This window comes from Providencia sp. (assembly GCF_003533305.1).
Taxonomy (GTDB): Bacteria; Pseudomonadota; Gammaproteobacteria; order Enterobacterales; family Enterobacteriaceae; genus Providencia.
Window position 1 is genome coordinate 18908 of record NZ_DOEH01000007.1, and the last position, 23695, is coordinate 42602.

The 23695-nt window shown below is 39.8% G+C and carries 22 protein-coding genes and 1 riboswitch; of the genes, 9 read left to right on the forward strand and 13 right to left on the reverse strand.

Annotated features, from left to right (window positions below):
* Positions 1–30: 30 nt before the first annotated feature.
* On the reverse strand, positions 31–360 hold the full coding sequence (locus tag DD649_RS02400; RefSeq protein ID WP_294103236.1) for a DHCW motif cupin fold protein: 330 nt from the start codon (positions 358–360) through the stop codon (positions 31–33).
* A 3-nt stretch (positions 361–363) separates the two neighbouring features.
* Complete coding sequence (gene dinG / locus DD649_RS02405; protein WP_294103241.1) at positions 364–2475, reverse strand: ATP-dependent DNA helicase DinG; 2112 nt, start codon at positions 2473–2475, stop codon at positions 364–366.
* A gap of 229 nt (positions 2476–2704) precedes the next feature.
* On the opposite strand from dinG, the gene DD649_RS02410 reads away from it, so the two are divergent.
* On the forward strand, positions 2705–2875 hold the full coding sequence (locus tag DD649_RS02410; RefSeq protein ID WP_294103243.1) for a hypothetical protein: 171 nt from the start codon (positions 2705–2707) through the stop codon (positions 2873–2875).
* A gap of 32 nt (positions 2876–2907) precedes the next feature.
* Positions 2908–3747: a 3-mercaptopyruvate sulfurtransferase gene (sseA, locus tag DD649_RS02415; RefSeq protein WP_294103245.1), complete on the forward strand. Its 840-nt coding sequence runs from the start codon at positions 2908–2910 to the stop codon at positions 3745–3747.
* A 116-nt stretch (positions 3748–3863) separates the two neighbouring features.
* On the opposite strand, the gene DD649_RS02420 is transcribed toward sseA, so the two are convergent.
* From DD649_RS02420 to rhlE, 3 genes are all read right to left on the reverse strand, one after another.
* Positions 3864–4112, reverse strand: a complete 249-nt coding sequence (locus DD649_RS02420) for a GlsB/YeaQ/YmgE family stress response membrane protein (RefSeq protein ID WP_294103247.1) — start codon at positions 4110–4112, stop codon at positions 3864–3866.
* Positions 4113–4246: 134 nt separating this feature from the next.
* Entirely contained in the window at positions 4247–5206 is a 960-nt protein-coding gene (dusC, locus tag DD649_RS02425) for a tRNA dihydrouridine(16) synthase DusC (protein WP_294103249.1), read from the reverse strand.
* Complete coding sequence (gene rhlE, locus DD649_RS02430) at positions 5206–6573, reverse strand: ATP-dependent RNA helicase RhlE (RefSeq protein ID WP_294103251.1); 1368 nt, start codon at positions 6571–6573, stop codon at positions 5206–5208. The genes dusC and rhlE overlap by 1 nt, the downstream gene beginning before the upstream one ends.
* A 291-nt stretch (positions 6574–6864) precedes the next feature.
* Between rhlE and cecR the strand changes: the two genes are divergently transcribed.
* The 5 genes from cecR to DD649_RS02455 all read left to right on the forward strand — a co-directional run bounded on the left by cecR (position 6865) and on the right by DD649_RS02455 (position 12647).
* Positions 6865–7557, forward strand: a complete 693-nt coding sequence (gene cecR, locus DD649_RS02435) for a transcriptional regulator CecR (RefSeq protein WP_336428910.1) — start codon at positions 6865–6867, stop codon at positions 7555–7557.
* A 93-nt stretch (positions 7558–7650) separates the two neighbouring features.
* On the forward strand, positions 7651–8646 hold the full coding sequence (gene hlyD / locus DD649_RS02440; protein WP_294103256.1) for a secretion protein HlyD: 996 nt from the start codon (positions 7651–7653) through the stop codon (positions 8644–8646).
* Between the two features lie 9 nt (positions 8647–8655).
* Positions 8656–10395: an ATP-binding cassette domain-containing protein gene (locus tag DD649_RS02445; RefSeq protein WP_336428913.1), complete on the forward strand. Its 1740-nt coding sequence runs from the start codon at positions 8656–8658 to the stop codon at positions 10393–10395.
* Positions 10392–11531, forward strand: coding sequence for an ABC transporter permease (locus DD649_RS02450; RefSeq protein ID WP_336428916.1), 1140 nt, complete (start codon positions 10392–10394; stop codon positions 11529–11531). Before DD649_RS02445 ends, DD649_RS02450 begins: the two co-directional genes overlap by 4 nt.
* 9 nt (positions 11532–11540) lie before the next feature.
* On the forward strand, positions 11541–12647 hold the full coding sequence (locus DD649_RS02455) for an ABC transporter permease (RefSeq protein WP_294103332.1): 1107 nt from the start codon (positions 11541–11543) through the stop codon (positions 12645–12647).
* 215 nt (positions 12648–12862) lie between these two features.
* On the opposite strand, the gene DD649_RS02460 is transcribed toward DD649_RS02455, so the two are convergent.
* From DD649_RS02460 to DD649_RS02495, 8 genes are all read right to left on the reverse strand, one after another.
* Complete coding sequence (locus DD649_RS02460) at positions 12863–13570, reverse strand: Bax inhibitor-1/YccA family protein (RefSeq protein ID WP_294103261.1); 708 nt, start codon at positions 13568–13570, stop codon at positions 12863–12865.
* A 132-nt stretch (positions 13571–13702) separates the two neighbouring features.
* Positions 13703–14155: a molybdopterin synthase catalytic subunit MoaE gene (gene moaE, locus DD649_RS02465; protein WP_294103263.1), complete on the reverse strand. Its 453-nt coding sequence runs from the start codon at positions 14153–14155 to the stop codon at positions 13703–13705.
* A gap of 3 nt (positions 14156–14158) precedes the next feature.
* Positions 14159–14404: a molybdopterin synthase sulfur carrier subunit gene (gene moaD, locus DD649_RS02470; protein ID WP_294103265.1), complete on the reverse strand. Its 246-nt coding sequence runs from the start codon at positions 14402–14404 to the stop codon at positions 14159–14161.
* Positions 14404–14880, reverse strand: a complete 477-nt coding sequence (moaC, locus tag DD649_RS02475) for a cyclic pyranopterin monophosphate synthase MoaC (protein ID WP_336428921.1) — start codon at positions 14878–14880, stop codon at positions 14404–14406. The genes moaD and moaC overlap by 1 nt, the downstream gene beginning before the upstream one ends.
* Positions 14881–14905: 25 nt before the next feature.
* On the reverse strand, positions 14906–15886 hold the full coding sequence (moaA, locus tag DD649_RS02480) for a GTP 3',8-cyclase MoaA (RefSeq protein ID WP_294103268.1): 981 nt from the start codon (positions 15884–15886) through the stop codon (positions 14906–14908).
* Positions 15876–16016, reverse strand: a riboswitch (molybdenum cofactor riboswitch). Its footprint overlaps the gene before it by 11 nt.
* A gap of 910 nt (positions 16017–16926) precedes the next feature.
* Complete coding sequence (locus tag DD649_RS02485; protein ID WP_294103270.1) at positions 16927–19602, reverse strand: TonB-dependent receptor; 2676 nt, start codon at positions 19600–19602, stop codon at positions 16927–16929.
* A gap of 135 nt (positions 19603–19737) precedes the next feature.
* On the reverse strand, positions 19738–20697 hold the full coding sequence (locus DD649_RS02490) for a FecR domain-containing protein (protein ID WP_336428925.1): 960 nt from the start codon (positions 20695–20697) through the stop codon (positions 19738–19740).
* A 2-nt stretch (positions 20698–20699) separates the two neighbouring features.
* The gene (locus DD649_RS02495; protein ID WP_294103274.1) at positions 20700–21197 is read right to left on the reverse strand and encodes an RNA polymerase sigma factor; all 498 of its coding nucleotides are present in this window, start codon (positions 21195–21197) and stop codon (positions 20700–20702) included.
* 354 nt (positions 21198–21551) lie between these two features.
* Here DD649_RS02495 and yvcK point away from each other — a divergent pair, with 354 nt between their 5' ends.
* Complete coding sequence (gene yvcK / locus DD649_RS02500; RefSeq protein ID WP_294103277.1) at positions 21552–22460, forward strand: uridine diphosphate-N-acetylglucosamine-binding protein YvcK; 909 nt, start codon at positions 21552–21554, stop codon at positions 22458–22460.
* A gap of 261 nt (positions 22461–22721) precedes the next feature.
* Positions 22722–23684 (forward strand): AEC family transporter, encoded by a 963-nt coding sequence (locus tag DD649_RS02505; protein ID WP_294103279.1) that lies wholly within the window; start codon positions 22722–22724, stop codon positions 23682–23684.
* Positions 23685–23695 lie beyond the last annotated feature (11 nt).

Here is a 23695-nt window from a genome sequence, read left to right on the forward strand (position 1 = left end):
ATTATTAAAAAACATATTAGCTGTTTCTCTTTAGTCCACAATAAACAATTTAGCGCCCATTGGCGTTGAGGAGCGATGTGCTTCAGCGTTATCCGCTACTTGGTAACTAATCCCAGGCGTTAAAATAAACGTTCGACCATCATCAAGCTCAGAATGTAATTCACCTTCTAAACACAACAAAATATGCCCTTTTAAACACCAATGATCCGCAATATATCCCGCAGAGTATTCAACCATCCTTACACGGATGTCACCATATTTTGCAGTGCGCCATAATGCATAACCCTGTTCACCTTGATGAGTTTCTGGCTCAATTTCGGCCCAATTAGTTAGGCCAAATGGAATATTATTCATTTGCATCAGCTATTTCTCGCTATCAGGCATTTCAGGTCGCTCTATTGGGAAAATAGGCAACGCATTTAATAAACGCTTCCCATAATTTTTAGTGATCAAACGTTTATCATAGATAATTATTTCACCGTAACATTCATGGCTCCGAATAAGCCGCCCTGATTGTTGGATCAAGTTAAATGACGCACTGGGTAAACTTTGAACCTCAAAAGGATAGCGTTTCAATGATTTTAGCCAGTCTCCCTCAGTGATAATGACAGGATTTGTGACAGGTGGAAATGCAATTTTATGGATGTGTACCTGAGTCAGATATTCGCCTTTTAAATCTAATCCTTCAGCGAAAGATTGTAACCCCATTAGCGCACTTTTTTGCCCTTGATCAATTCTTTCGCAATGTGTTTCAACTAAACGATAACGAGGTTGATCCCCTTGAACAAGTAGCTGTAATCGTAAATCTTTTACATGCTCTAAAAATCCATCCATCGCTCTTTGGCTACTAAATAAAACTAATACACCACGATGGGTTTCTTTAATGAATTCACTACGAAAGAAAGTCGCCATTTCAGCTAAATGGTTTGCTTCATTATCCATAGTGGGTTCATATTTCATTTGTGGAATGATCAATTTTCCTTGCTCTGTATGATTAAATGGCGAGGAAAGGGTCACAAAGCGGTCATCGTTTTTTTCAGACAAACCACTTAGCTCCATAAATCTTGAATAACTATTGAGTGATCTAAGCGTTGCAGAAGTAATCACAATATGAGGGATATTACGCCATAGTAAGTGCTGAAGCTGCTCACTGACTCTAATACCCGCACAATGCATAAAAAAGCGGGATTGATTTTTTTCATAGCGGCGACTTAGCCATTTAGAAACCGGCGCACCTGAGCTTTGATCAAGGGCAGCTAACCGCCATAACTTAGCCATATTTTCAAAATAACCCATTGCTCTGCTAGTTGTCAGTATAGAACGATGCAAACGCACGATATCTTGTTTGGCGGTTTGCTCTGTTAAATCACTGAGTATTGCTTCTGCAAGCCCTTTAAAACCATCTGTTAACTTAAAGAGTTCCTGACAACTTAATTGCATAGATTCAGGCAATACACCTAAAGGAAATAAATATTCTGTATCTTTTGATGTTTCAGGTAATAACGCATTTGCTAACACGGAAAAATCACGAAATGTTTCTCGTAGTTTTTCTGCATGCTTTTGTAATTTCTCTGGGTTTGCTAACTTTGGAGGTTTTGCTGGACGAAACTGGGCAACATACTGCGTAACATGTTGAATAAAGCTATCAATTTGTGCAGTTAATTGAACTAAAGTAATTTCACCTTCAACTTCAAGGGCATCTCTCGCAACATCAGGAACATGATGACCTTCATCCAGTACAAGTAATAATTTTTTAGGATCGGGCAATACGGACTCAGTTTCCATTGCCGCCATGACGAGTGCGTGATTTGCAACGACAACGTCCGCATCATCAATTTCACGTCGAGCAATAAAAAATGGACAACGTTGATAAAACTGACAATTTCGCCCCAAACAATTCATTTTATCTGTACTAACTTTACGCCATAAGCTATGGCTAAAAGCGCGTTTATGGTGATCTCTTAACCCATCCCAAGCAAAACTATGAAAATCATTACGTAATTGCTGGCAAATCGCACGTTCTTCACTATTGGCGATTTCGGTTTTATCCTCAACCAACAACATTAAATCAATTTGATCCCCTTCTGCGGCACAAATTGCTTCTAGATTTCGCGGGCAAACATAACGTGCACGGCCGAATGCGCCAGTAAATTTAAGATCTGGAATAATTTTGCTTAGTAGTGGCAAGTCTTTACTAAAAATTTGGTCTTGCAGCGCGACATTGGCAGTACTCACAACCAGGGTTTTACCTTCTTCACGCGCTACCGCAATCCCCGGAATTAGGTAAGACAGTGTTTTACCAACCCCAGTAGGAGCCTCTATCACTAAATGGCGCCCATCAGCATCAGCTAAGTTTTTAGCCACCTCAGCAATCATTTGACGTTGAGGCTCACGGGAAACAAACCCGTCAATTTGTAGTGATAAGCCTTTATACCACTCCGTTATTTGTTCTTTTATTTTATTAGACAGGGACATAAATTACGCGATAACCAAATTTGAAATGTACGATAACCTAGTAGATAAATAGCACAAAAGTAAAAAGATTACTTTTGCCAACCGCTTCGCAAAACTACTGTATTAAAACCCATTATACATTAAAATTGGGAAGCGATTTGCAAAAGCGTATAAAATGTCGCTTTTAACTTGTTTGCAACAACCATCCAGTTATACTTTGTGTTCTAAAATTTAACGCAGGCTATAAAATATGAAAAAATTAGCAATCGCTATATGCGCCTTATTTGCTTTTGGTTCAGTAGGCGGCATTGTTTTAGCAGGTATGAATATTTATACTCGCTCAACAACACCTTTAGAACAGGGACAACCTCAGGCTCAATCCCTAATCCCTGCCCCTAACCAAATGCAGCAACCAAACTAAAATAATGTATTAGCTCAGGATGGAGATAGTTTATGTACAACGATTTTTTTGTTACACCGCAATGGTTAAACGCGCATCTGTTTGATGCAAATATTATTGTACTCGACGCATCATCTCCTCCACCAACAGCCCCCTATGATTGTCGCCAACGTTATTTACAAGAACATATTCCTAATGCGCAATTTTTTCATCAAGATGAAATTGCCGATAAAACCTGCGATCTGCCCCATATGCTACCGAGTGCAGAAACCTTCAGCCAAGCAGTAGGTGCTATGGGTATTGATAATAATACTCAAGTTATTATTTATGCCCAAAATAATTTATTTTCATCCCCTCGTGCTTGGTGGACATTCACGACAATGGGCTGCAAAAACGTCAAAATATTGGCAGGTGGAATTGATGCTTGGAAAACAGCTGGATTTGAAACTCAAGCAGGTGAAGTCATTCCACCAGCAATCAAAGAATTTAAAGCAACTCGAAAAGAAACGAATGCTTTGAATCAAAAACAAGTATTAGATATCGTTAACGAAGGTAAAATTCAAATTATCGATGCTCGTGCAGCGCCGCGTTTTCTAGCACAAGCACCCGAACCACGTCCGGGTCTACGTATGGGACACATTCCGAGAAGTAAAAATGTTCCTTGGGATCTACTCGTTGAAAATGGAGAGTTCAAGTCCCCTGAACAACTAAAAGCCATTTTTACTCAGCAAGGCGTCGATATCCACGCTCCCTCAGTCACTTCTTGTGGCTCAGGAATGACCGCTGCCGTTGTGCTAATGGCGTTAACCCTACTTGGCAACACAGATGTACGTTTATATGACGGTTCGTGGGCAGAGTGGGGACAGGATAATGGTTTGCCGATTGAACCTTAGGTTTCAACTCGCAAAAATAAAGGCTGCTAATATTTAAATTGCAGCCTTTATTAAATTCTTGAGATCTTGACTAAAATAGTCAGTATCTCGTTATTGTGACGTATATTTAAGCAAAACTATTTGGCAAATATACCCGCCAAGAAGAGCACTGCAATTGCACCGATAACGGCGACCACAAAGCTACCAAAATTGAAACCATCAACTTTACCTTTACCAAAGAAAGTACTGATATACCCCCCGACAACGGCGCCGACAATCCCTAAAACTGTGGTCATAATAAAACCCATCTGATACGTTCCAGGCATGAGCCATTTTGCTAGAACACCCGCAATCAGACCAAAAATAATCCAAGCAATAACGCCCATATTACGCCTCCAAAAGACTAGGTTGTATTAAGTAATAATGTCTCAACAATAATAGTGATTAACTTAACTTAATGACTATCATACTTACTAAGTAAAGACCCAATAAGTTATTTTCGCAAATAAAAATTCTTTTTTTAAGACTTTTTATCAATATTTACATCTACAATATGCGAAATAACATCAGAAATTTGCTGTGCATTTTTCAAAGATCGCACTTGTTGAAACAGTTCATCCGCAGATTGATATTCTTTACGTAAATAGCTCAACCATTGCTTAATACGAGCGGCATGATAGTGACCAGTATCACCAAGTTTTTCCAGTTCAGTATATTTTAATAATATCTGATTAACCTGTTCCCAAGGCATTTGCCGATGGTTATTTTTAATCACTCGGCTTAGATTCGGTGTATTTAATGCACCCCGCCCAATCATAATGGCATCGCATCCCGTTATTTCAATACAGCGTTTAGCACTTTCATAGTCCCAAATTTCACCATTTGCGATAACAGGTATTGATAACCGCTTACGAATGTCACCGATAGCTTGCCAATTAATACGCTCAGCCTTATAACCATCTTCTTTAGTGCGTCCATGAACGGTTAATTCAGTGGCTCCCCCCTGCTCTGCTGCATCAGCAATTTCGTGGGTAAATTCACCGCTATCCCAACCTAGTCTAACTTTCACAGAAACAGGTAATGATTTAGGAACAGCATCACGCATGGCTTTAACAGCACGGTAAATGAGATCGGGTTGCTTCAACAGCGTAGCACCACCACCATGGCCATTTACCGTTTTTGATGGGCATCCACAATTCAGATCGACGCCCCAAGAGCCTAATTCAACGGCTCTATCTGCATTTTCTGCTAACCATTCGGGGTGCTGCCCTAACAACTGCACCCTAACTAAAGTTCCTGATGGCGTACGACTTTGATTACGTAATTCGGGGCACAAACGATAGAAGGTTTTGGCTGGAAGTAACGTATCTACTACACGAACAAATTCAGTAATGCAGAGGTCATAATCATTGACCTCTGTGAGCAATGAACGAACGAGTGAGTCTAAAACCCCTTCCATAGGGGCTAGTAGCACACGCATTAACCTTCACCACGTCCTTGTCTTACTTTGCTTTGTGCATTTTTCCAAGGTGAACCTGATGACTCAGATTTTCCTTTTGCAGCTGGCGCGCTAGAACGACGAGGTCTGTTACTACCTTTATCGCCTCTATCACTTCCACCTCTGTCACTGCGCTCACTAGGACGTCTATCAGATGAACGTCTGTCATTGCGCTGCGGTGATTTTTGAATAGGTTCAGCTTTAATTGAAGGATCTGGCTCATAACCTTCAGTTGTCATTAGCGGAATTGATTTTTTCAATAGTTTTTCAATATCTTTGAGAAGTTTAATTTCATCGACACAAACTAAAGAAACCGCCATGCCCGTTGCATCAGCACGACCAGTACGACCAATACGGTGAACATAATCTTCTGCCACATTTGGTAATTCATAGTTCACAACATGAGGAAGTTGTTCAATATCAATACCACGCGCAGCAATATCAGTAGCAACTAAAACGCGAATATCACCTGATTTAAAATCAGCAAGTGCACGAGTACGCGCGCCCTGACTTTTATTACCATGGATAGCCGCAGCTTTAATACCATCTTTATTAAGATGTTCAGCAAGACGGTTAGCACCATGCTTAGTACGCGTAAATACTAAAACTTGCTGCCAATTATCACGGCCGATCATGAATGATAAAAGATCTGCTTTACGTTTTTTATCAACAAGATGTACATATTGTGTCACTTGTTCTGACGCTGAATTACGTGGCGCCACTTCAATGGTCACAGGGTTAGTTAGCAATTTATTAGCGAGCTGTTTAATGTCGTCAGAGAAAGTTGCTGAGAAAAGTAAATTTTGACGCTTTTTAGGGAGTTTACTAATAACACGACGGATATCGTGAATAAAACCCATATCTAACATGCGATCAGCTTCATCAAGCACAAGAATTTCAACTTGAGATAGGTCAACTGCATTTTGATGCTCTAAATCGAGTAAGCGTCCAGGTGTTGCAATCAAAATCTCAACGCCACTGCGCAATTTCATCATCTGTGGATTAATGCTTACCCCGCCAAAAATAACCATTGAGCGGATTTTCAAATGACGACTGTATTCTTTTACATTTTCAGCAACTTGAGCTGCCAATTCCCTTGTAGGTGTCAGGATCAACGCCCGAACGGGTCTACGATTGTTCCCACGCGGGGTTTCAATGAGTTTTTGTAAAATAGGCAACGTAAAGCCTGCGGTTTTACCCGTACCTGTTTGAGCGCTTGCTAACAGGTCTTTACCTGCAAGTACTGCAGGAATAGCTTGTTGTTGAATAGGTGTAGGACTTTCATAGCCTAACTCATTAATGGCAAGCAAAATTTCCTCGTTTAAAGCGAGGTCTGAAAAATTAGTCAAATTAAATTACTCCGGGCTTCACCGTATCAAATTATTGAGGCAGTTCTAAGGGGAAGTGAATCAGAAGAAGAAAAAAGCGCAAACTGCCGTGCGACATGTCTAAATTCTAACATTATTTGATGACGATAAATATATTAATTTAGTTTGCCTCACAAATTAATATAAAATGCCCTTCATATGGTATATATACTTATATGACACTATGAGTTGTCGTTTTCTATCCCTTATAAAAATGAAAAGCCGCTTAGAGCCTATTTGGGTGTTATTTAATTCTGATTTAAAGGAATGTTTATGATTATAAATTCATCGTCAACTTTGCGAGGAGAGAATGCGAGACAACAACTACTTCTCGCAGCTGCTGATGTTTATGGAGAAAAAGGACTTGATGGGGCGACTACACGCCAAATAGCACAAGTTTCTGGTCAAAATATCGCAGCAATTTCATATTATTTTGGTTCGAAGGAAGGCCTTTACCTTGCTGTTGCACAGATGATTGCCAGTAACGTCAAAGAAAGCTTCTATGAAACGTTTAACCTGATAGATAATTTTCTTAACCAACCTGCTGAGGCTCAAACACCTCAAAAAGCCCTTGAGCTATTACAAAAAACCGTTATTGCTTATAATTACTTTCAGTTGGAGAAAAAAAACCTCAGTTTTTCGCGAATATTAGCACGTGAACAGCTGAATCCAACAGAAGCCTACACCATTATCCATGAACAAGCTTTAGGCCCAATACACTCGCGTTTAAATCATCTAATCGCCACTTATATCGGCGCAGATCCCCATAATTTAACTACGTTAATCCATACCCATGCCATTCTTGGCGAAACGCTTTCATTTCGTATTGCACGAGAAACATTACTCAGACAAACGGGTTGGAAACATATTAATGAGAATGAATTTGAAATTATTAATCAAGTTCTTATCGAACATACAAATATCTTATTAGAGGGGTTACGTCATCGCAAACAAGCAGAAAAGTGATATGATAAATAGATAAAGAAAAGTAATACTTTTAGGTTATAACTAACTCAGTATAACTTTTTTATCATTTTATCCTCTTGAGTAAGGTTAGCTATGAACAATAAACGTCGTTCTGTTTTTATTCTTCTTATTGTCATATTAATCGGTGTTGCTGTGGGTGGTTATTACTACTACCAATCTAAGCAAGATAAAACATTAACCTTATACGGAAATGTTGATGTCAGAACCGTTAACCTTGGTTTTCGAGTAGGGGGAAGGCTCGCGTCTTTGAATGTAGATGAAGGCGCGCGCGTGACCGCAGGGGATAAGCTTGGCAAACTTGATGATGCCTCTTACATCAATGCGCTTAATAAAGCGAAAGGCATTCGAGATAGCGCTAAAGCGCAACTAGCTTTAAAAGAAGCGGGTTATCGAACTCAAGAAATTGCTCAAGCAGAAGCGGAAGTTGCTCAAAAACAAGCGGCTTGGCAATATGCTGATAATTTTTATAAACGCCAGCAAGGCCTTGCAGCTCAGCGCGTTATTTCAGCTAATGATTTAGACAATGCAAAAAATAGTCGTAATCAAACCCTCGCTGCCCTGAAAGCCGCACAAGATAAACTCAATCAATATCAAAGTGGATTTCGCCAAGAAGAGATCGCCGCAGCAAGAGGTGAATGGCTACAAGCTGAAGCCGCTGTTGCACAAGCTGAACTTGATTTGCAAGATACAACACTCACTGCGCCATCAGATGGCACTATTTTAACCCGCGCTATTGAACCAGGTACCATTGTTGGCGCAGGCAACACGGTATTTAGTGTTACCCTAATCCACCCGGTATGGGTTCGAGCCTATGTCAGCGAGCCTAATCTTGGTGCCACCGTTCCCGGTAGTGATGTGTTGCTATATACCGATAGCAGACCCGATTCTCCTTACCACGGGAAAATAGGTTTTGTTTCTCCTACTGCTGAATTCACGCCTAAAAGCGTACAAACACCTGATTTACGTACTGATTTGGTATACCGTTTACGTATTATCGTGAGCGATCCTGATGACGCTCTGCGTCAGGGTATGCCCGTCACCGTCCGTTTTCCTGAAACAAAACAGTAAATGCTTGTCATGAATAATGATTACAACATACGCCTTCAGGGTATTGAAAAAACATTTTCAGGTCTAGATTCACCGGCAGTCGAGAGCTTAACGACTGAAATTCATGGTGGCTCAGTCACGGGGCTCGTGGGCCCCGACGGCGCAGGTAAAACAACGCTAATAAGAATGCTAGCTGGATTGTTAAAACCTGATTCCGGCACAATCAGTCTAATGGGTTTAGATCCCATCAAAGACAGTATTGAAGTGCGGGCAAACTTGGGCTATATGCCACAAAAGTTTGGTTTATACGAAGATTTAACCGTGCAAGAGAATCTCGATTTATATGCAGATTTACGTGGTGTTATCGGTGATGAACGCAAAAAAACCTATCAACAATTACTGACATTTACCAATCTGACCGATTTTACCTCTCGTCTTGCGGGTAAACTCTCAGGCGGTATGAAACAAAAACTGGGGTTAGCCTGTACATTACTAGGCAAGCCTAAAGTATTGCTGCTCGATGAGCCAGGAGTAGGAGTCGATCCCATCGCTCGTCGTGAATTATGGCAAATGGTGCATACCCTTGCTGATGATGGCATGTTGATCCTCTGGAGCACCTCTTACCTAGATGAAGCTCAGCAATGTAAAGAAGTTCTGCTACTCAACAAGGGGAAGTTACTGTATTCAGGAAAACCTGAATTACTGACTCAAAAAATGGTTGGACGATCATTCTTACTCGACGTCCCTGCCACACAAAAACGCACTCAACTACAAAATGCATTAGTATTACCTGAAACTACCGATGGCGTAATTCAAGGTCGCTACATCCGTTTGATCTTAAAACCTAATGCTTCCCAACAAAATTTACTTAATGCGCTCAATATGGGCGACCAAAAACTAATTGAAGCAGAGCCACGCTTTGAAGATGCGTTTATTGATTTACTTGGCGGTGGCCCATCACATCGTTCAGAGCTGGCTTCTATTGTCCCGCAAATCCCACCAAATCCAAATGAAACCGTCATTGAAGCTCGCAATCTCACTAAGAAATTTGGTAATTTTGCCGCCACTGATACGGTTAATTTTCAAGTCAAACGCGGTGAGATTTTTGGCTTGTTAGGCCCTAATGGGGCAGGGAAATCAACCACATTTAAAATGATGTGTGGCCTAATGAAACCAACTGAAGGACAAGCTTTGGTATTGGGAATGGATTTAAAAACCAGTTCAAATAAAGCACGTCAGCATTTAGGTTATATGGCGCAAAAATTCTCGTTATATGGCAACTTAAAAGTGAAGCAAAACCTAAAGTTTTTTTCTGGCGTTTATGGCCTTCACCACAAAAAACAATCAACTAAAATGCAAGAGATGATAGATGCATTTAGTTTCACGCCAATTATTAATCAAATCACAGATTCATTACCTTTAGGTTATAAACAACGCCTCGCTCTTGCCTGTTCGTTGATGCATGAACCTGATATTTTGTTTCTGGATGAACCCACTTCGGGAGTTGACCCACTAACTCGTAGAGAGTTTTGGTTACATATTAATGGGATGGTCGATAAAGGCGTCACTGTGATGGTAACCACTCACTTTATGGATGAAGCTGAATATTGCGATCGTATTGGTTTGGTATATCACGGTAAAATTATTGCCGCAGGCACCCCTGATGAACTAAAACAACAAGTTGCCAGCGCTGAAAATCCTAATCCTTCAATGGAAGATGCCTTCATAGAGCTTATCTTTAATTATGATCAACAACAGGGGGAACGATGACCGCAGCAGCCTCCCATTTTTCGTGGCGCAGACTCAAAGCTCTGTGCTTTAAAGAAACTAAACAAATCGTTCGCGATCCGAGCAGTGCACTAATCGCTGTTGTGATTCCACTCATGCTGCTGTTCATTTTTGGCTATGGTATCAATCTAGATTCGAGCAAACTGCGCGTGGGTATTTTAATGGACCAACAGAGCCAAGAAGCGCGGGAACTCGTCGATGCGTTTACTGGCTCGCCTTTTATTGATGCAACTATCAGTGATAACCGCCAACTTTTAGCCAATAAAATGCAAGCAGGAGAAATTCGCGGGATCGTTGTTATTCCTGTCAATTTTTCCGCTCAGCTATTGCGCTCAGAAGGACATGCGCCGATTCAAGTCATCACTGACGGTAGCGAACCAAACACAGCAAACTTTGTGCAAGCGTACACCAAAGGGGTTTGGCATACTTGGTTAGTTCAACAAGGGGAAAATAAAGGTTATGCAACAGACCCATTAATTGAATTAAATATGCGCTATTGGTTTAACGAGGCTGCAATTAGCCAGCATTTCATTATCCCAGGCGCGATTAGTATTATCATGACAGTTGTAGGTGCAATTTTGACCTCCCTAGTGATTGCTCGTGAATGGGAACGTGGCACCATGGAAGCGTTATTATCGACGCAAATCACCCGCACTGAACTACTGTTATCTAAGCTATTGCCTTATCAGTTACTTGGTTCATTTGTTATGATCCTATGCATGTTCGTCACCACGTTTGTTCTGGATATCCCCTATCGAGGCTCATTGGTTATCTTATTTGTGATCACCAGTCTCTATCTTGCTACGGCATTAGGGATGGGGTTATTAATTTCGACGATCACCCGAAACCAATTCAATGCCGCTATGATAGCGCTGAATGCGGCCTTTTTACCTGCCATCATGTTATCGGGTTTTATTTTTGAAATTGATAGTATGCCTGCCATCATTCAAGCTGTTACTTACTTCATTCCTGCGCGATATTTTGTCAGTAGCTTGCAAACACTATTTCTCGCCGGCGATATCTATCTCGTGTTACTCACTGATTTTCTTTTATTGATTGCTTCGGCAATTTTATTTATTGGTCTAACGGCGCTTAAAACCCGTCGTCGACTGGATTGAGGTGAAACTATGTTTTATCGTCTATACACCTTAATTATGAAAGAGTTGCAATCTTTGTTGCAAGAACCACAAACGCGGATTATTTTAATTTTGCCCGTTATTTTTCAGATGATTTTATTTCCGCTAGCGGCAACATTAGAAGTCACCAATACCACAATTGCAATTTATGACCAAGACAGTGGCCAACATTCTATTGAGCTTACCCAGCGATTAGCCAAAGCTAGTGCATTTTCTCATATCTTGTTACTGAAAAGTGAGCACGACATTCGCGAGACACTCGATAACCGTAAAGCACTGTTAGTAGTGCGTTTCGATCAAAACTTTAGCGCTGATATTGCGAGCCAGCACAAAGCTAACATGATGCTATTGTTAGATGGACGAAATTCAAATAGCTCTCAGATAGCCGCTAACTATATTGAACAAATTGTCATGCAATATGAGCAGGAACTCACACAAGGTCAGCCTCGCCCCAACAATAGTGAATTGGTTGTTCGCAATTGGTACAACCCAAATTTAGATTATAAATGGTTCATCGTACCCTCATTAGTCGCATTAATTACAACCATTGGTGTACTTATTGTCACCTCTCTTTCTATTGCCAGAGAGCGTGAGCAAGGCACACTAGACCAATTGTTAGTTTCGCCTCTGACCACTTGGCAAATTTTTATTGGCAAAGCCATTCCTGCATTGATAGTCGCAACGGCGCAAGCAACACTGGTCCTCGTCATCGGTATTTTTTGTTATGAAATTCCCTTCGCAGGTTCATTGCTACTATTTTATGGCACGATGCTATTTTATGGCTTATCGTTGGTTGGCTTTGGCTTATTAATATCTGCGTTATGTTCCACGCAGCAACAGGCATTTATTGGGGTGTTTGTCTTTATGATGCCTGCCGTCCTGTTATCGGGCTATATTTCTCCTATTGAGAATATGCCTGTTTGGCTACAAGATATTACTTGGATAAATCCGATTCGGCACTTTACAGATATTACTAAACAAATTTATCTAAAAGATGCTGATTTTTCAGTAATTTTCCATAGCTTATGGCCACTACTTATTATTGCGTTAGTCACAAGTAATGTAGCGTACTATTTATTTAGAAAGAAAATAGCATAGACCATTAGGTTAGATGAATCGCTCAAGGCTGTTTATTTAGAAAGAAAATCGCATAAACCATTAGGTTAGATGAATCGCTCAAAGCTGTTTACTTCACTAATAATAATCTCACAATTAATTATTAGCTTATTATTTTTCAAGCTTTAATTAGCACAAAAGCCCTTGTGACTCACATCACAAGGGCTTTTAATTATTTATACTGTACTAATCGCTAATTAGCGACGGTCACCGAAAATACGCAGCAACATCAGGAACAGGTTAATGAAGTCTAAATACAGAGATAATGCACCCATAATTGAGTATTTACGCATTGTTTCTCTATCATTTTCATCAATTTGTGAACCCATTTCTTTCAACTTCTGAGTATCATAAGCAGTTAATGCAGCAAACAGCAGCACACCACCATAAGTGATAACCCAGTACATCATTGAACTTTGCAGCCAGATATTAACCAGTGAAGCGACAACGATACCAATCAATGCCATAAACAGAAAGTTACCCATTCCTGTTAGGCTGCGTTTAGTGGTATAGCCGTAGAAGCTAAGCGCACCAAACATCACCGCAGTGATGACAAAAGTGCCCGCGACGGATTCACCGGTATAAACAGCGAGAATAACGGAGATAGTTAAACCGGTTAGCAACGCATAAAGCATAAACATACCGGTTGCCATCATGCCATTCATTCTTGGAAGTAAGAATGACAAACCCATCACTAAACCAAGCTCAGCGATGATCATGCCAAAAAACAAAATTTTATTCGTTGCGATGGTAATGTACAAACCACTGCTCAATGAATACATAGCTACAAATGCAGTCAACAGTAAACCGACTGTCATCCAGCCGTATACTTGTGACATAAATGCCTGAACGCCAGTGTTGGCACCCTGGACAAGAGAATCATTACGTTGATCAAACTGACCCATGATGGTTACCCTTTAAGAAAAAGAAAAAAGACCCAGTAAAAATACTGTAATCGGACAAATTATAGCAAAGTTTATCACAATACTTTCACAATACATTCAGCAAATTCGTATTTTTTAGGGGAAAAAATGCGATTACCAGCGCTTTGCTGATGCTTCATCACTCTCTTTCGCTTCAACCCAGCGTTCATTTTCTGGCAATGCTTCTTTTTTCCAAAAAGGTGCTTTTGTTTTTAAGTAATCCATAATGAATTCAGCAGATTGAAATGCAGCATCGCGGTGAGCACTGGTCACCCCCACAAATACAATCTCTTCACCCGGTTGTAATGTACCGACTCGATGAATAACACTCACGCGCTGCAAAGGCCAACGCCCTCTTGCTTCTTCAACAATATTATTTAACGCTTTTTCAGTCATTCCTGGATAATGCTCAAGTGTCAACGCAACCACACTGTCACCAAGGTTATGATTACGTACTTTTCCTGTAAACGTGACAACGGCGCCGTCACTATCGCACTGTGCTAACCACTGGTATTGCTCACCAACACTGAAATTATCCGTTTGTACCGCAATATGAGTATTGTTCATAATTTAGCCCCCAGTGACGGGTGGAAAAAATGCCACCTCATCACCTGAAACCAATGAATGTTCCAGTGAAACAAATGATTGATTGACAGCTGCGAGTAATTTTCCGTCTTCTAAAGCAAGCGCCCAACGATCGCCTTTTAGTGATAGTGCTTGGCGTAATTCTTCAACCGTTTGATAATTTTCAGTCAGCTCCAAACGATCTGTGCCGACTAATTCACGCACTTGAGCAAAAAATAAAACTGTAATCATCATTCCGCCTTAAAATGTCCAGACTTACCGCCGGTTTTTTCAAGTAAGCGCACCGGACCAATAACCATATCTTTTTGAACAGCTTTACACATATCATAGATAGTTAATGCCGCCACAGAGGCCGCCGTAAGCGCTTCCATTTCAACACCCGTTTTACCCGTTAAACGACAACAGGTATCAATGCGTACACGGTTATGTTCTTGTTCAGCTGTAAGAGTCACTTCAACTTTAGTCAATAATAGGGGATGACATAAAGGGATCAGTTGCCACGTGTTTTTTGCAGCTTGGATTCCGGCAATACGCGCTGTCGCAAAAACATCACCTTTATGGTGACTGCCATCGACTATCATTGCTAACGTTTCTGGGTTCATGGTGACATACGCTTGCGCTCGCGCCTCACGGATAGTTTCAGCTTTTGCAGAAACATCAACCATATGGGCCTCGCCCGACGCATTAAGGTGAGTCAGCTGGGACATATTTTCTCCTGAAAATCAAAAATGGTTAGCCGCCAATGACGGATAAATTTGGGGTAATGCCACTATCGCCCATATGTAAAAAATGGGTCTCACGTTTAGATTTCAATCCACTTTGAAGACGCGCTTTTAACGCTTCATTTTGATTATCATCGCCAAGCAAATCACGCAGTGGAATACCATTCTCACCGAATAAGCATAAATGCAGATTTCCCAAAGAGGAAACACGTAGGCGATTACAACTTTGGCAAAAATCTTTTTCGTACGGCATGATAAGCCCGATTTCGCCTTGATAATCAGGATGGCTAAAGACTTGGGCAGGGCCATCGCTACGAGAGCGTGGCTGCATATACCACCCCTCTTCAATTAAGCGATCGCGAATGGTTTCACCTGATACATGGTAACGTTGAAATAGATCACTTCCATCACCCGTTTCCATTAATTCAATAAAACGTAATTGAATTGGGCGATGTTTAATCCAATTTAGGAATGACTTCAACCCAATATCATTGACATTTTTCATCAATACCGCATTAACTTTAACTTTTTCAAAACCTGCCTCAAAAGCAGCATCAATCCCTTTCATCACTTGAAAAAATTTATCTTGTCCTGTGATCGCAGCAAATTGACGTGGATCGAGGCTATCAAGGCTAACGTTAATTGCACTAAGCCCTGCGTCTTTCCACTCTTTAACATCTCGCGCCATACGATAGCCATTGGTTGTTACCGCTATTTTTTTAATTGCTTTGTTTTCATTAATTGCGGCAATAATATCGCTAAAGTCTTTACGCATCGTTGGCTCACCACCCGTAATACGGACTTTTTCCGTACCTAATTCAGCAAAAGAACGACTAATGCGACGAATTTCATCGAGTGTTAAGAATTCATGGCGGCCACTTGGTTTATAGCCATCAGGGAGGCAGTATGTGCAACGAAAGTTGCAAACATCTGTTATAGAAAGACGAAGATAATAGAATTTACGGTCAAATTGATCGACAAGCTGTTGCATAATCACACCTTTCCAAATACGGGAGATGCAGACATTTCTATCTCGCACCCTGGTGGCTCATAGACCACGGCCAGAGCATCATATTCGGGCTACCGAACTTAGACACAAAGGCTAGGAGTTTTATTGAGAACCCAGCAGCCGATTAAATTCATATCATTAAATTTAAAACAACCCACTACGTTCACTTATTAACTGTAAGGATTCTAGCGTATAGAAAAATAAAAAGCGAATCGCAATTCGATATATAATATAATATACAACGACTTACAGAAATTATAACATAGTGGCCGAAGCCCTTATTATCACAGACAATTTTCGATTAATTTATGAATAGAAAGTAGAGTTAGATAAGAAATAGATCGTAGTTTGTTAATATTTAATTATCAATTTATTGATATAGATCTAAAACGAAACACTCATCACCTCATCTTATTGTTTATATTGTAAATATTGTAAATATTTAAGTTAAGCTCAATAAACTATATTAATAAAGCGGTGAGTAAGCATTTAATATCAAAACGTCTTTTCTTTTAAAATAAGAAAAAAATTATAACCAGCAAAGTACTCTAAATAATTTGTGTTGTGACTAGGCGGCAAAGAAGCTAGAGCGTAGGCAACTACGTGACTAGGGCTAGCGAGTACAGCCAACAACGTCACAGCGCAAAGTATGACAAGTATTCACCATCAAAAAGCCGTTTCTTTTAAGAAAAAAATTATAATCAGCAAAGTACTCTAAATAATTTGTGTTGTGACTAGGCGACAATGAAGCTAGACCCTAGGAGCGTAGACAACTACGTGACTAGGGCTAGCGAATGCAGCCAACAACATCACCGCACAAATCATTATAATTATTTAACTTCGAAACATTTTTTCTTTTAATAAAAATATGATAACTAGCAAATACTCTAAATAATTTGTGTTGTGACTAGGCGGCAAAGGAGCTAGACCCTAGGAGCGTAGATAACTACGTGACTAGGGCTAGCGAGTGCAGCCAACAACGTCACAGCGCAAAGTATGACGAGTAAAAGTATGACGAGTATTTAGAAACGGTACTCAACCCCCCCACTAATAGTCCTACCCCGTCCTAACGTATTCGATAAACTTTCACCAAAACTCACTACATAGGCGCGATCCATTAAATTCTCAACGTTCCCACGTATAATGAAATTATCGGTGAAAGCATAACTGGCATATAAATCAATTAGCGTATATTTCGGCCAATCAGCTAAATAGGGTTGGTTACTTTGTGCTGAGCTATCTTGGAAGCCCGGCGTAAAGCGAACAACTACGCCGCCATCCAGTTTACGGTCAAACGCTCGCCCACCGAGGGTAAATGATCCTCTATCTCCTGGTAAATTGGCTGCGCTACTAAAAACGGCACCATTATGGCAATCAACATAGTTGCTTTGCTGTTCATCTACTTCCATGTACCAGTTACCCGGACCGCTATTCGCGCCCCCTTTCAATACTCCGCCTAACCATGCTGGATGAGCACAGAATTTATTTTTACCGAGCATATGAGTAAACGTCAGATCTGCATAAGCAAAGCCTGCATCATAGTTAATTTGATACTCGAATCCTCTGAAGCGCGTGACATTTAAGTTATTGCTGTAGGCCGCATTACCAATACTTGGGTTAACCATACCTGGTTTTGTTCGATTGATGGCCAAATTAATGTAGTTATCCACCCGCGTATCAAAGTAAGCAACTTTTGCGACAAGGCGGTCTTCTTCAATTAATAACTGTGGATAATTAACATTCATCCCCAGTTCCCATGCATTCGAGCGCTCAGCTTTTAAATAAGGGTTAGGAAATTGAGTCGACGAACTATGTGCGCTGCCCGTGGTGAGGGTTTCAGTAATCGCTGGCGGACGCCATGAACGACCATAACTAGTAAATAATTCCATCCATTCGAGACCTGGGTGAACCGCCAATCGAATATTCGGTGAAAACGCCCCTTCTGACTTATCAACATCCCACGATTGAATGATATTAACACCCTGGCATGCCCTAGAGCTCATGGCTTTACAAGGATTATCCTTGGTGTAAGGGTATGTCCGATACCCCATACTGGTTTGGCCTTTAAGGGTGTAATAATCATATCTCATCCCCCCTTCCAACGTTAACCAATCGTCATGCTCATAGGTCAGTGTTGTAAATAATGAACTAAGTGAACGCTTACCATCAGGTGTGACATTACCCGCGGAAGTCTGGGTTGAGCTACTGGAAGCCTTATCTTGAAATGTCTCAAATCCATAATGTGCTTTTAATACATTATTACGGTTAAATTCAATTTCTGAATGGTTTTCAAGTTGCAAGCCCTGCGTCTTAACTCGAGTATCAGTTTGATAGCCATTTTTAAACACTACACTCGTCGCATACGTTTCGCTATCATCTTTCGTATCAACAAGATAAACCTTAGCTTTAAACTCTGTGCTCCATGGGCTATCACTATAACGGGTATAATCTAAAGAATAGTTCTTGGTATTAACATCACTAAATCCGCTGCTTTTCCAGCCCAATGTATAGGGCCATGTATTCGACAAATTGGTCAATGTACCCGCATTCGGTGTCGCCACTTTTGTTTCTAGATAGTTAAACTGAACGCGTTGTGACTCATCAATATTCCAGCCTGCTTTGGCCAAATAAGAGGTCATTTGGTAATTACTATCAGTTATTTTATTATGCTTTAAATCATGGACCATCTGGTCATACAGGCCGATATCATTATTAATACGAATATTACCAATATCACCCTGTGTACCTGGCTTATAATCTCCGAGTCGTCGCTCACTCGCAGCAAACAGTAAATCTGCCTTTTCATTGCCTAGCGCGATAGCGCTACTACCGATGAAGTGTGTATTATTAGTGCCAGTGCTGGCATGTATTTTACCGCCAAAGGTTTTGTCTTTAGTCAGAAAATCGGACGCATTGACGGTATTAAAAGTTGCCACACCACCCAAAGTACCACCACTGCCCATTCCGCTACTGTTGCCTTTTTGAATTTCCACACCAGATAGAAGTTCTGAGTCGATATACATGGTGCCATTACGCTGTCCATGACCACTCTTTTGGAAGTTTTGCCTCATCCCATCAATATTCATATTGACGCGTCCATAGTCTTGGACACCACGAATATTGACAGATAAAGACGGATCCTGCTGGCTGACACTCGAGTAAACGCCCGTTGTTAGTTCGAGCAAATCGGCAATGTGTTTAGGTGGTCTGTCTTCAATTTGTTTTTTACTGATGACACTCACAGAAGCTGGAGTGCTATACACCCAATCGCCTTGTTGAACTTGCGCAGCGGTAACAGTGATTTTATCTAACACCACTACTGATTTATCAGTGGATACTGTGGGTATACGGCTAATTGAAATACGGTTATTTTGAATATTATAATAGATTGGATTTGAGCCAATCAGTTGCCGTAATCCTTCCTTAAGCGATAAATTCCCCTGTATTGCATGGCTTTTTAGTCCAGCAACATCTTGGCTCTCAATTAATATTTCAACGTTTGCTTGTTGTGCATACTGTAAAAGTGCCTGCTCAAGAGATTGAGCTGGAATAGAAAACGAGATATTCGATTTCACTTGTTCAGTTTGCGGTAGTTGTTCTGTCTGTGCATAACCCATAAACGGAACTGCAGGTAATGCCATCAATGCAAGGTGAACACAAAGTACGGATTTTTTATAATAATGTTTCTTCTGAGTCATTTCCCATCCCCAAGATGATAATGGTAATAAAAATCATAATCACTTAGATCAAGACGTAGAAAATAAAAAAACCCGTAAACAATTTTTTAATTAATTGTTATTTAATTATTGATTTAGTATATAAAACATAGAATATCAATAAATTAACGTAAAAAATGGCATTTCATAAATCGCTAAATTACGTGATGCCGCTAAGTTGGATAAAGCACCTTCAATTGATTTAACTTGAAAGACACCACTGACTCGCTGATCCGTTTGTGCCCCCAATAAAAAAACCGGCTTATCACGATAACGACTAATCTCAGCCACAACATCAGCTAATATACGTTGATGAAAAATAATTTGTCCCTGACGCCACGCTGTCGAATGTCGCTCTTCAAAGGTCGAAACAGGCCAAATCTGTTGTTGATAATGTGTCGAATCACCAGTATTAACTGTAACTTCTTGTCCCGATAATAAGTAAATTTTGACACTGTGTTGATAAACACTGACATCAACTTGTTCATCATTATTGTCGACTAAAAATTCAGTACCCAGCGCTTGAATAAAGCCTTCCTTTGCAGCAACACGAAAGGGGCGAGACTCGACCTTAGACACAGGGGCTGCGGTAAAATAAGCACGGCCTGCCAGTAAGTTCACTTGTCGAAAATTATCATTAAAAGCAATGGTTAATTTCGCTCCGCTATCCAGATCAACTTGGCTGCCATCAGGAAGCGTAATGTGCATTACTTCACCAACTTTTGCTTGATAATCAGCAACCTCGTGAGTTCTTTCATACCAAAAAAACACAGATAGCACACTAAAAATGACTGCCGCAGCCATAGACAGCCAACTATAATGCCTTTTGGTTACCGCTTTTGAGTTTATTAATTTCCGTGTAGAGGTGGATGTAGGTATTGATTCTCTCGGCATTGATTCAGTCAAAGACCATAATTGTCGAGCATGACAATAGGCATCAAAATGCTGCTCTGATGCATTCATCCATAATTGGAATTGAAGTTCTTCTTCTGCCGTTAACTTATCTTGTGCAGTTTTTATCACCCATAATGCAGCCGTAGAATTAATATCTGAAGGTAAATCAGAAAAGTGAGCCATATTTAGTCTCTCCACTTATGAATGAGAACAGCCAATGCATTGGCTAAATGTTTCTCAACCGTACTCAATGAGAGATTTAGTAACTCAGCAACATCCAGTTGCGAAAGCCCTTCTTCACGATGTAATCGAAATATTTCTTGAGTTCTCTGAGGTAATGTACGCATTATCGACTGTATTTGGTTAATTTGCTGCTCTCTAATAGCCTGTGACTCAAGGCTTTTTATATTTGCAGGCAGTGCTTGCCACTGTTCATCACTGATAAGTACCGAGGGCTGTTTTTTTTGCTGCCGAAAATGATCTATCATTAAATTTTTTGCAATGCGATACAAATAAGCATCAAAATCTTGTACTGACGAATGTTTCATCAATTCAGCCATACGCACAAAACTTTCCTGTGCAATATCCATACTTAAGCTATGGTCTTTAAGATACCCGTTCAGATAACGGCATAATGAAGAAGAATGACGTGCAAATAGGCATTGTAATTCAGAATCTGACATATAAGACTATAACGCCAATAATGAAAATGAGAATTATTTACATAATATCGTTAATTTCTCAAAATGGGAACTCCATGACGATTTTTTGTTCATCTTGATTAAGGTAAATACGGAATGTTCTCTTTTATTGTTTTTTATCACAGTAAATCAGCTAGCGATGATGTTTTATGGTAGATTAACGCCCAATAATTATAGACACGGCTTGTAAACCCGATTTATAGACCTATTTTCACTTGTTTATAAATTGCTTTTACCTATTTTGCATAATGATATTTTTCGTTTCGCTCATTCATTATGATAATAGGAAGTAGCTTAGCTTTATGGCGCTGAAAAATTAACTGATATAGGAATACTATGACGAATCGCAGTCTGACTGATCTCAGACATGTTGTCGCTCTTGGCGGCGGGCATGGACTTGGTCGTGTGATGTCTTCACTTTCATCTTTAGGCTCTCGTTTAACAGGTATTGTTACCACCACAGATAACGGTGGCTCAACAGGTCGAATTCGCCGTGCAGAAGGGGGAATTGCTTGGGGTGACATGCGTAACTGCCTAAACCAGTTAATTACAGAACCGTCTATTGCATCTGCCATGTTTGAATATCGTTTTGTCGGTAATGGTGAGCTTTCAGGACATAATTTAGGCAATCTAATGTTAAAGTCATTAGATCATCTTAGTGTTCGTCCACTTGAGGCGATTAATTTAATTCGCAACATGCTTAAAGTAGATGCGCAGTTGATCCCGATGTCTGAGTCTCCAGTCGATTTAATGGCTATTGATGATATGGGTAATGAAGTTTATGGTGAAGTGAATGTCGATGCATTGATTGAACTCCCTAAAGAACTACGACTATATCCAACAGTCAAAGCCACCTCTGAAGCACTTCAAGCCATTCATCAAGCCGATTTAATTATTATTGGTCCGGGTAGTTTTTTTACGAGCTTAATGCCATTACTGCTGCTCAATGAGGTTGCGACTGCATTACGTGAGTGTAAAGCCCCGATGATTTATATTGGTAACCTCGGTAAAGAACTCAGCTCTTCCGCTGCGAATCTATCTTTACCTGAAAAATTACAAATGATGGAAAAGCATATTGGTTGTAAAAAAATAGATGCTTTAATCTTAGGTCCTCGCACCGATATTAGTACGATTAGCCATGACAGAAAAATCATTCAGCGCGTACTCGAAGCAGATGATATTCCTTATCGTCACGACAGAAAGTTGCTGCTTCAAGCCATCGAACAGACAGTGCCATTGCTATAAACACTCACATCGCTAGTCTCACTTAAAATTAATTATTACCGCCTTTCCCTGAAAGGTGGTTTATCTCCCCTCCCCATAAAAACCGTACAGAAATAGTACAATAGAAATAAGCGAACTCATCTCAATTATTTTATTTTCTATTTCTATCTATTTGCACTATATTTTAAACATACCAATGTAGGGACTTATTAATTTAACTCGATAATAACAAACTTCTTAATATGACGACTCCATCATAAAACCATTTAGTTTTTAGGAAGTATGATAAAAATAAATTTAATTGGAGGATCAATGTTACAGGATTATGCTAATATATTAGTGCTTTTTCTGATAGTTGGAATCGGATTCATATTAGGAAAAATAAAATGGTTTAATCAAAATAGTAATAATGCGATGACAAAATTATTACTCAATATTACGCTCCCCTTAACACTTATATTGTCAATAATTCATGATTTTTCAAAAAAAGAATTCTTAACGTTATTACCCAATATTATCCTACCTTTTAGTTCAATACTCATACTGATGCTTCTTTCTTTTATTACTGCGTTAATCATTAAAATACCGAGAACAGATAGAGGGCTATTTGTTGGCCTCTGCTCAATGAGCAGCACAATTTTTTTTGGTATTCCAGTTGCACTTGCTGTTTACGGCTCTCATCTACTTCCTTATGCTTTGATGACCTATATCGCTCAGACTATCTTATATTGGACGCTAGGTATTTATTTACTCAAGAATGATAATGACACTCAAAAATTCGACCTATTCGTTACAATTAAAAATATTTTTACGCCACCTTTAATTGCCTTCATTATTGGTGTCATTTTGTTATTAAATCATATTGAAATCCCTTCATTTTTATCTTCGTTTGCTCACTATTTAAGTGGGATGACAGCGCCTATTGCAATGTTAATTATTGGGACAATAATTTATATTACTGGATTTAAAAACTTAAAGATAACACCCTATATTATCGTTATACTCATTTTTAGGTTTATCATTACTCCCGCAGTGGTTTTGTCACTAGGACTCTTACTACACATGCCAGTAATGATGATAAAAATTACTATATTAGTTTGTTCTTTGCCTATTCCAAATACGACGATAATTTTAGCGAGTAAATATAAAGCCGATGTCATCCTTGCGACTCAATCACTCACGTTTTCCATTATTTTTTACTTATTATATATACCTATAATCCTATTACTGATTCATAAGATTTAGTCCACTGTCAT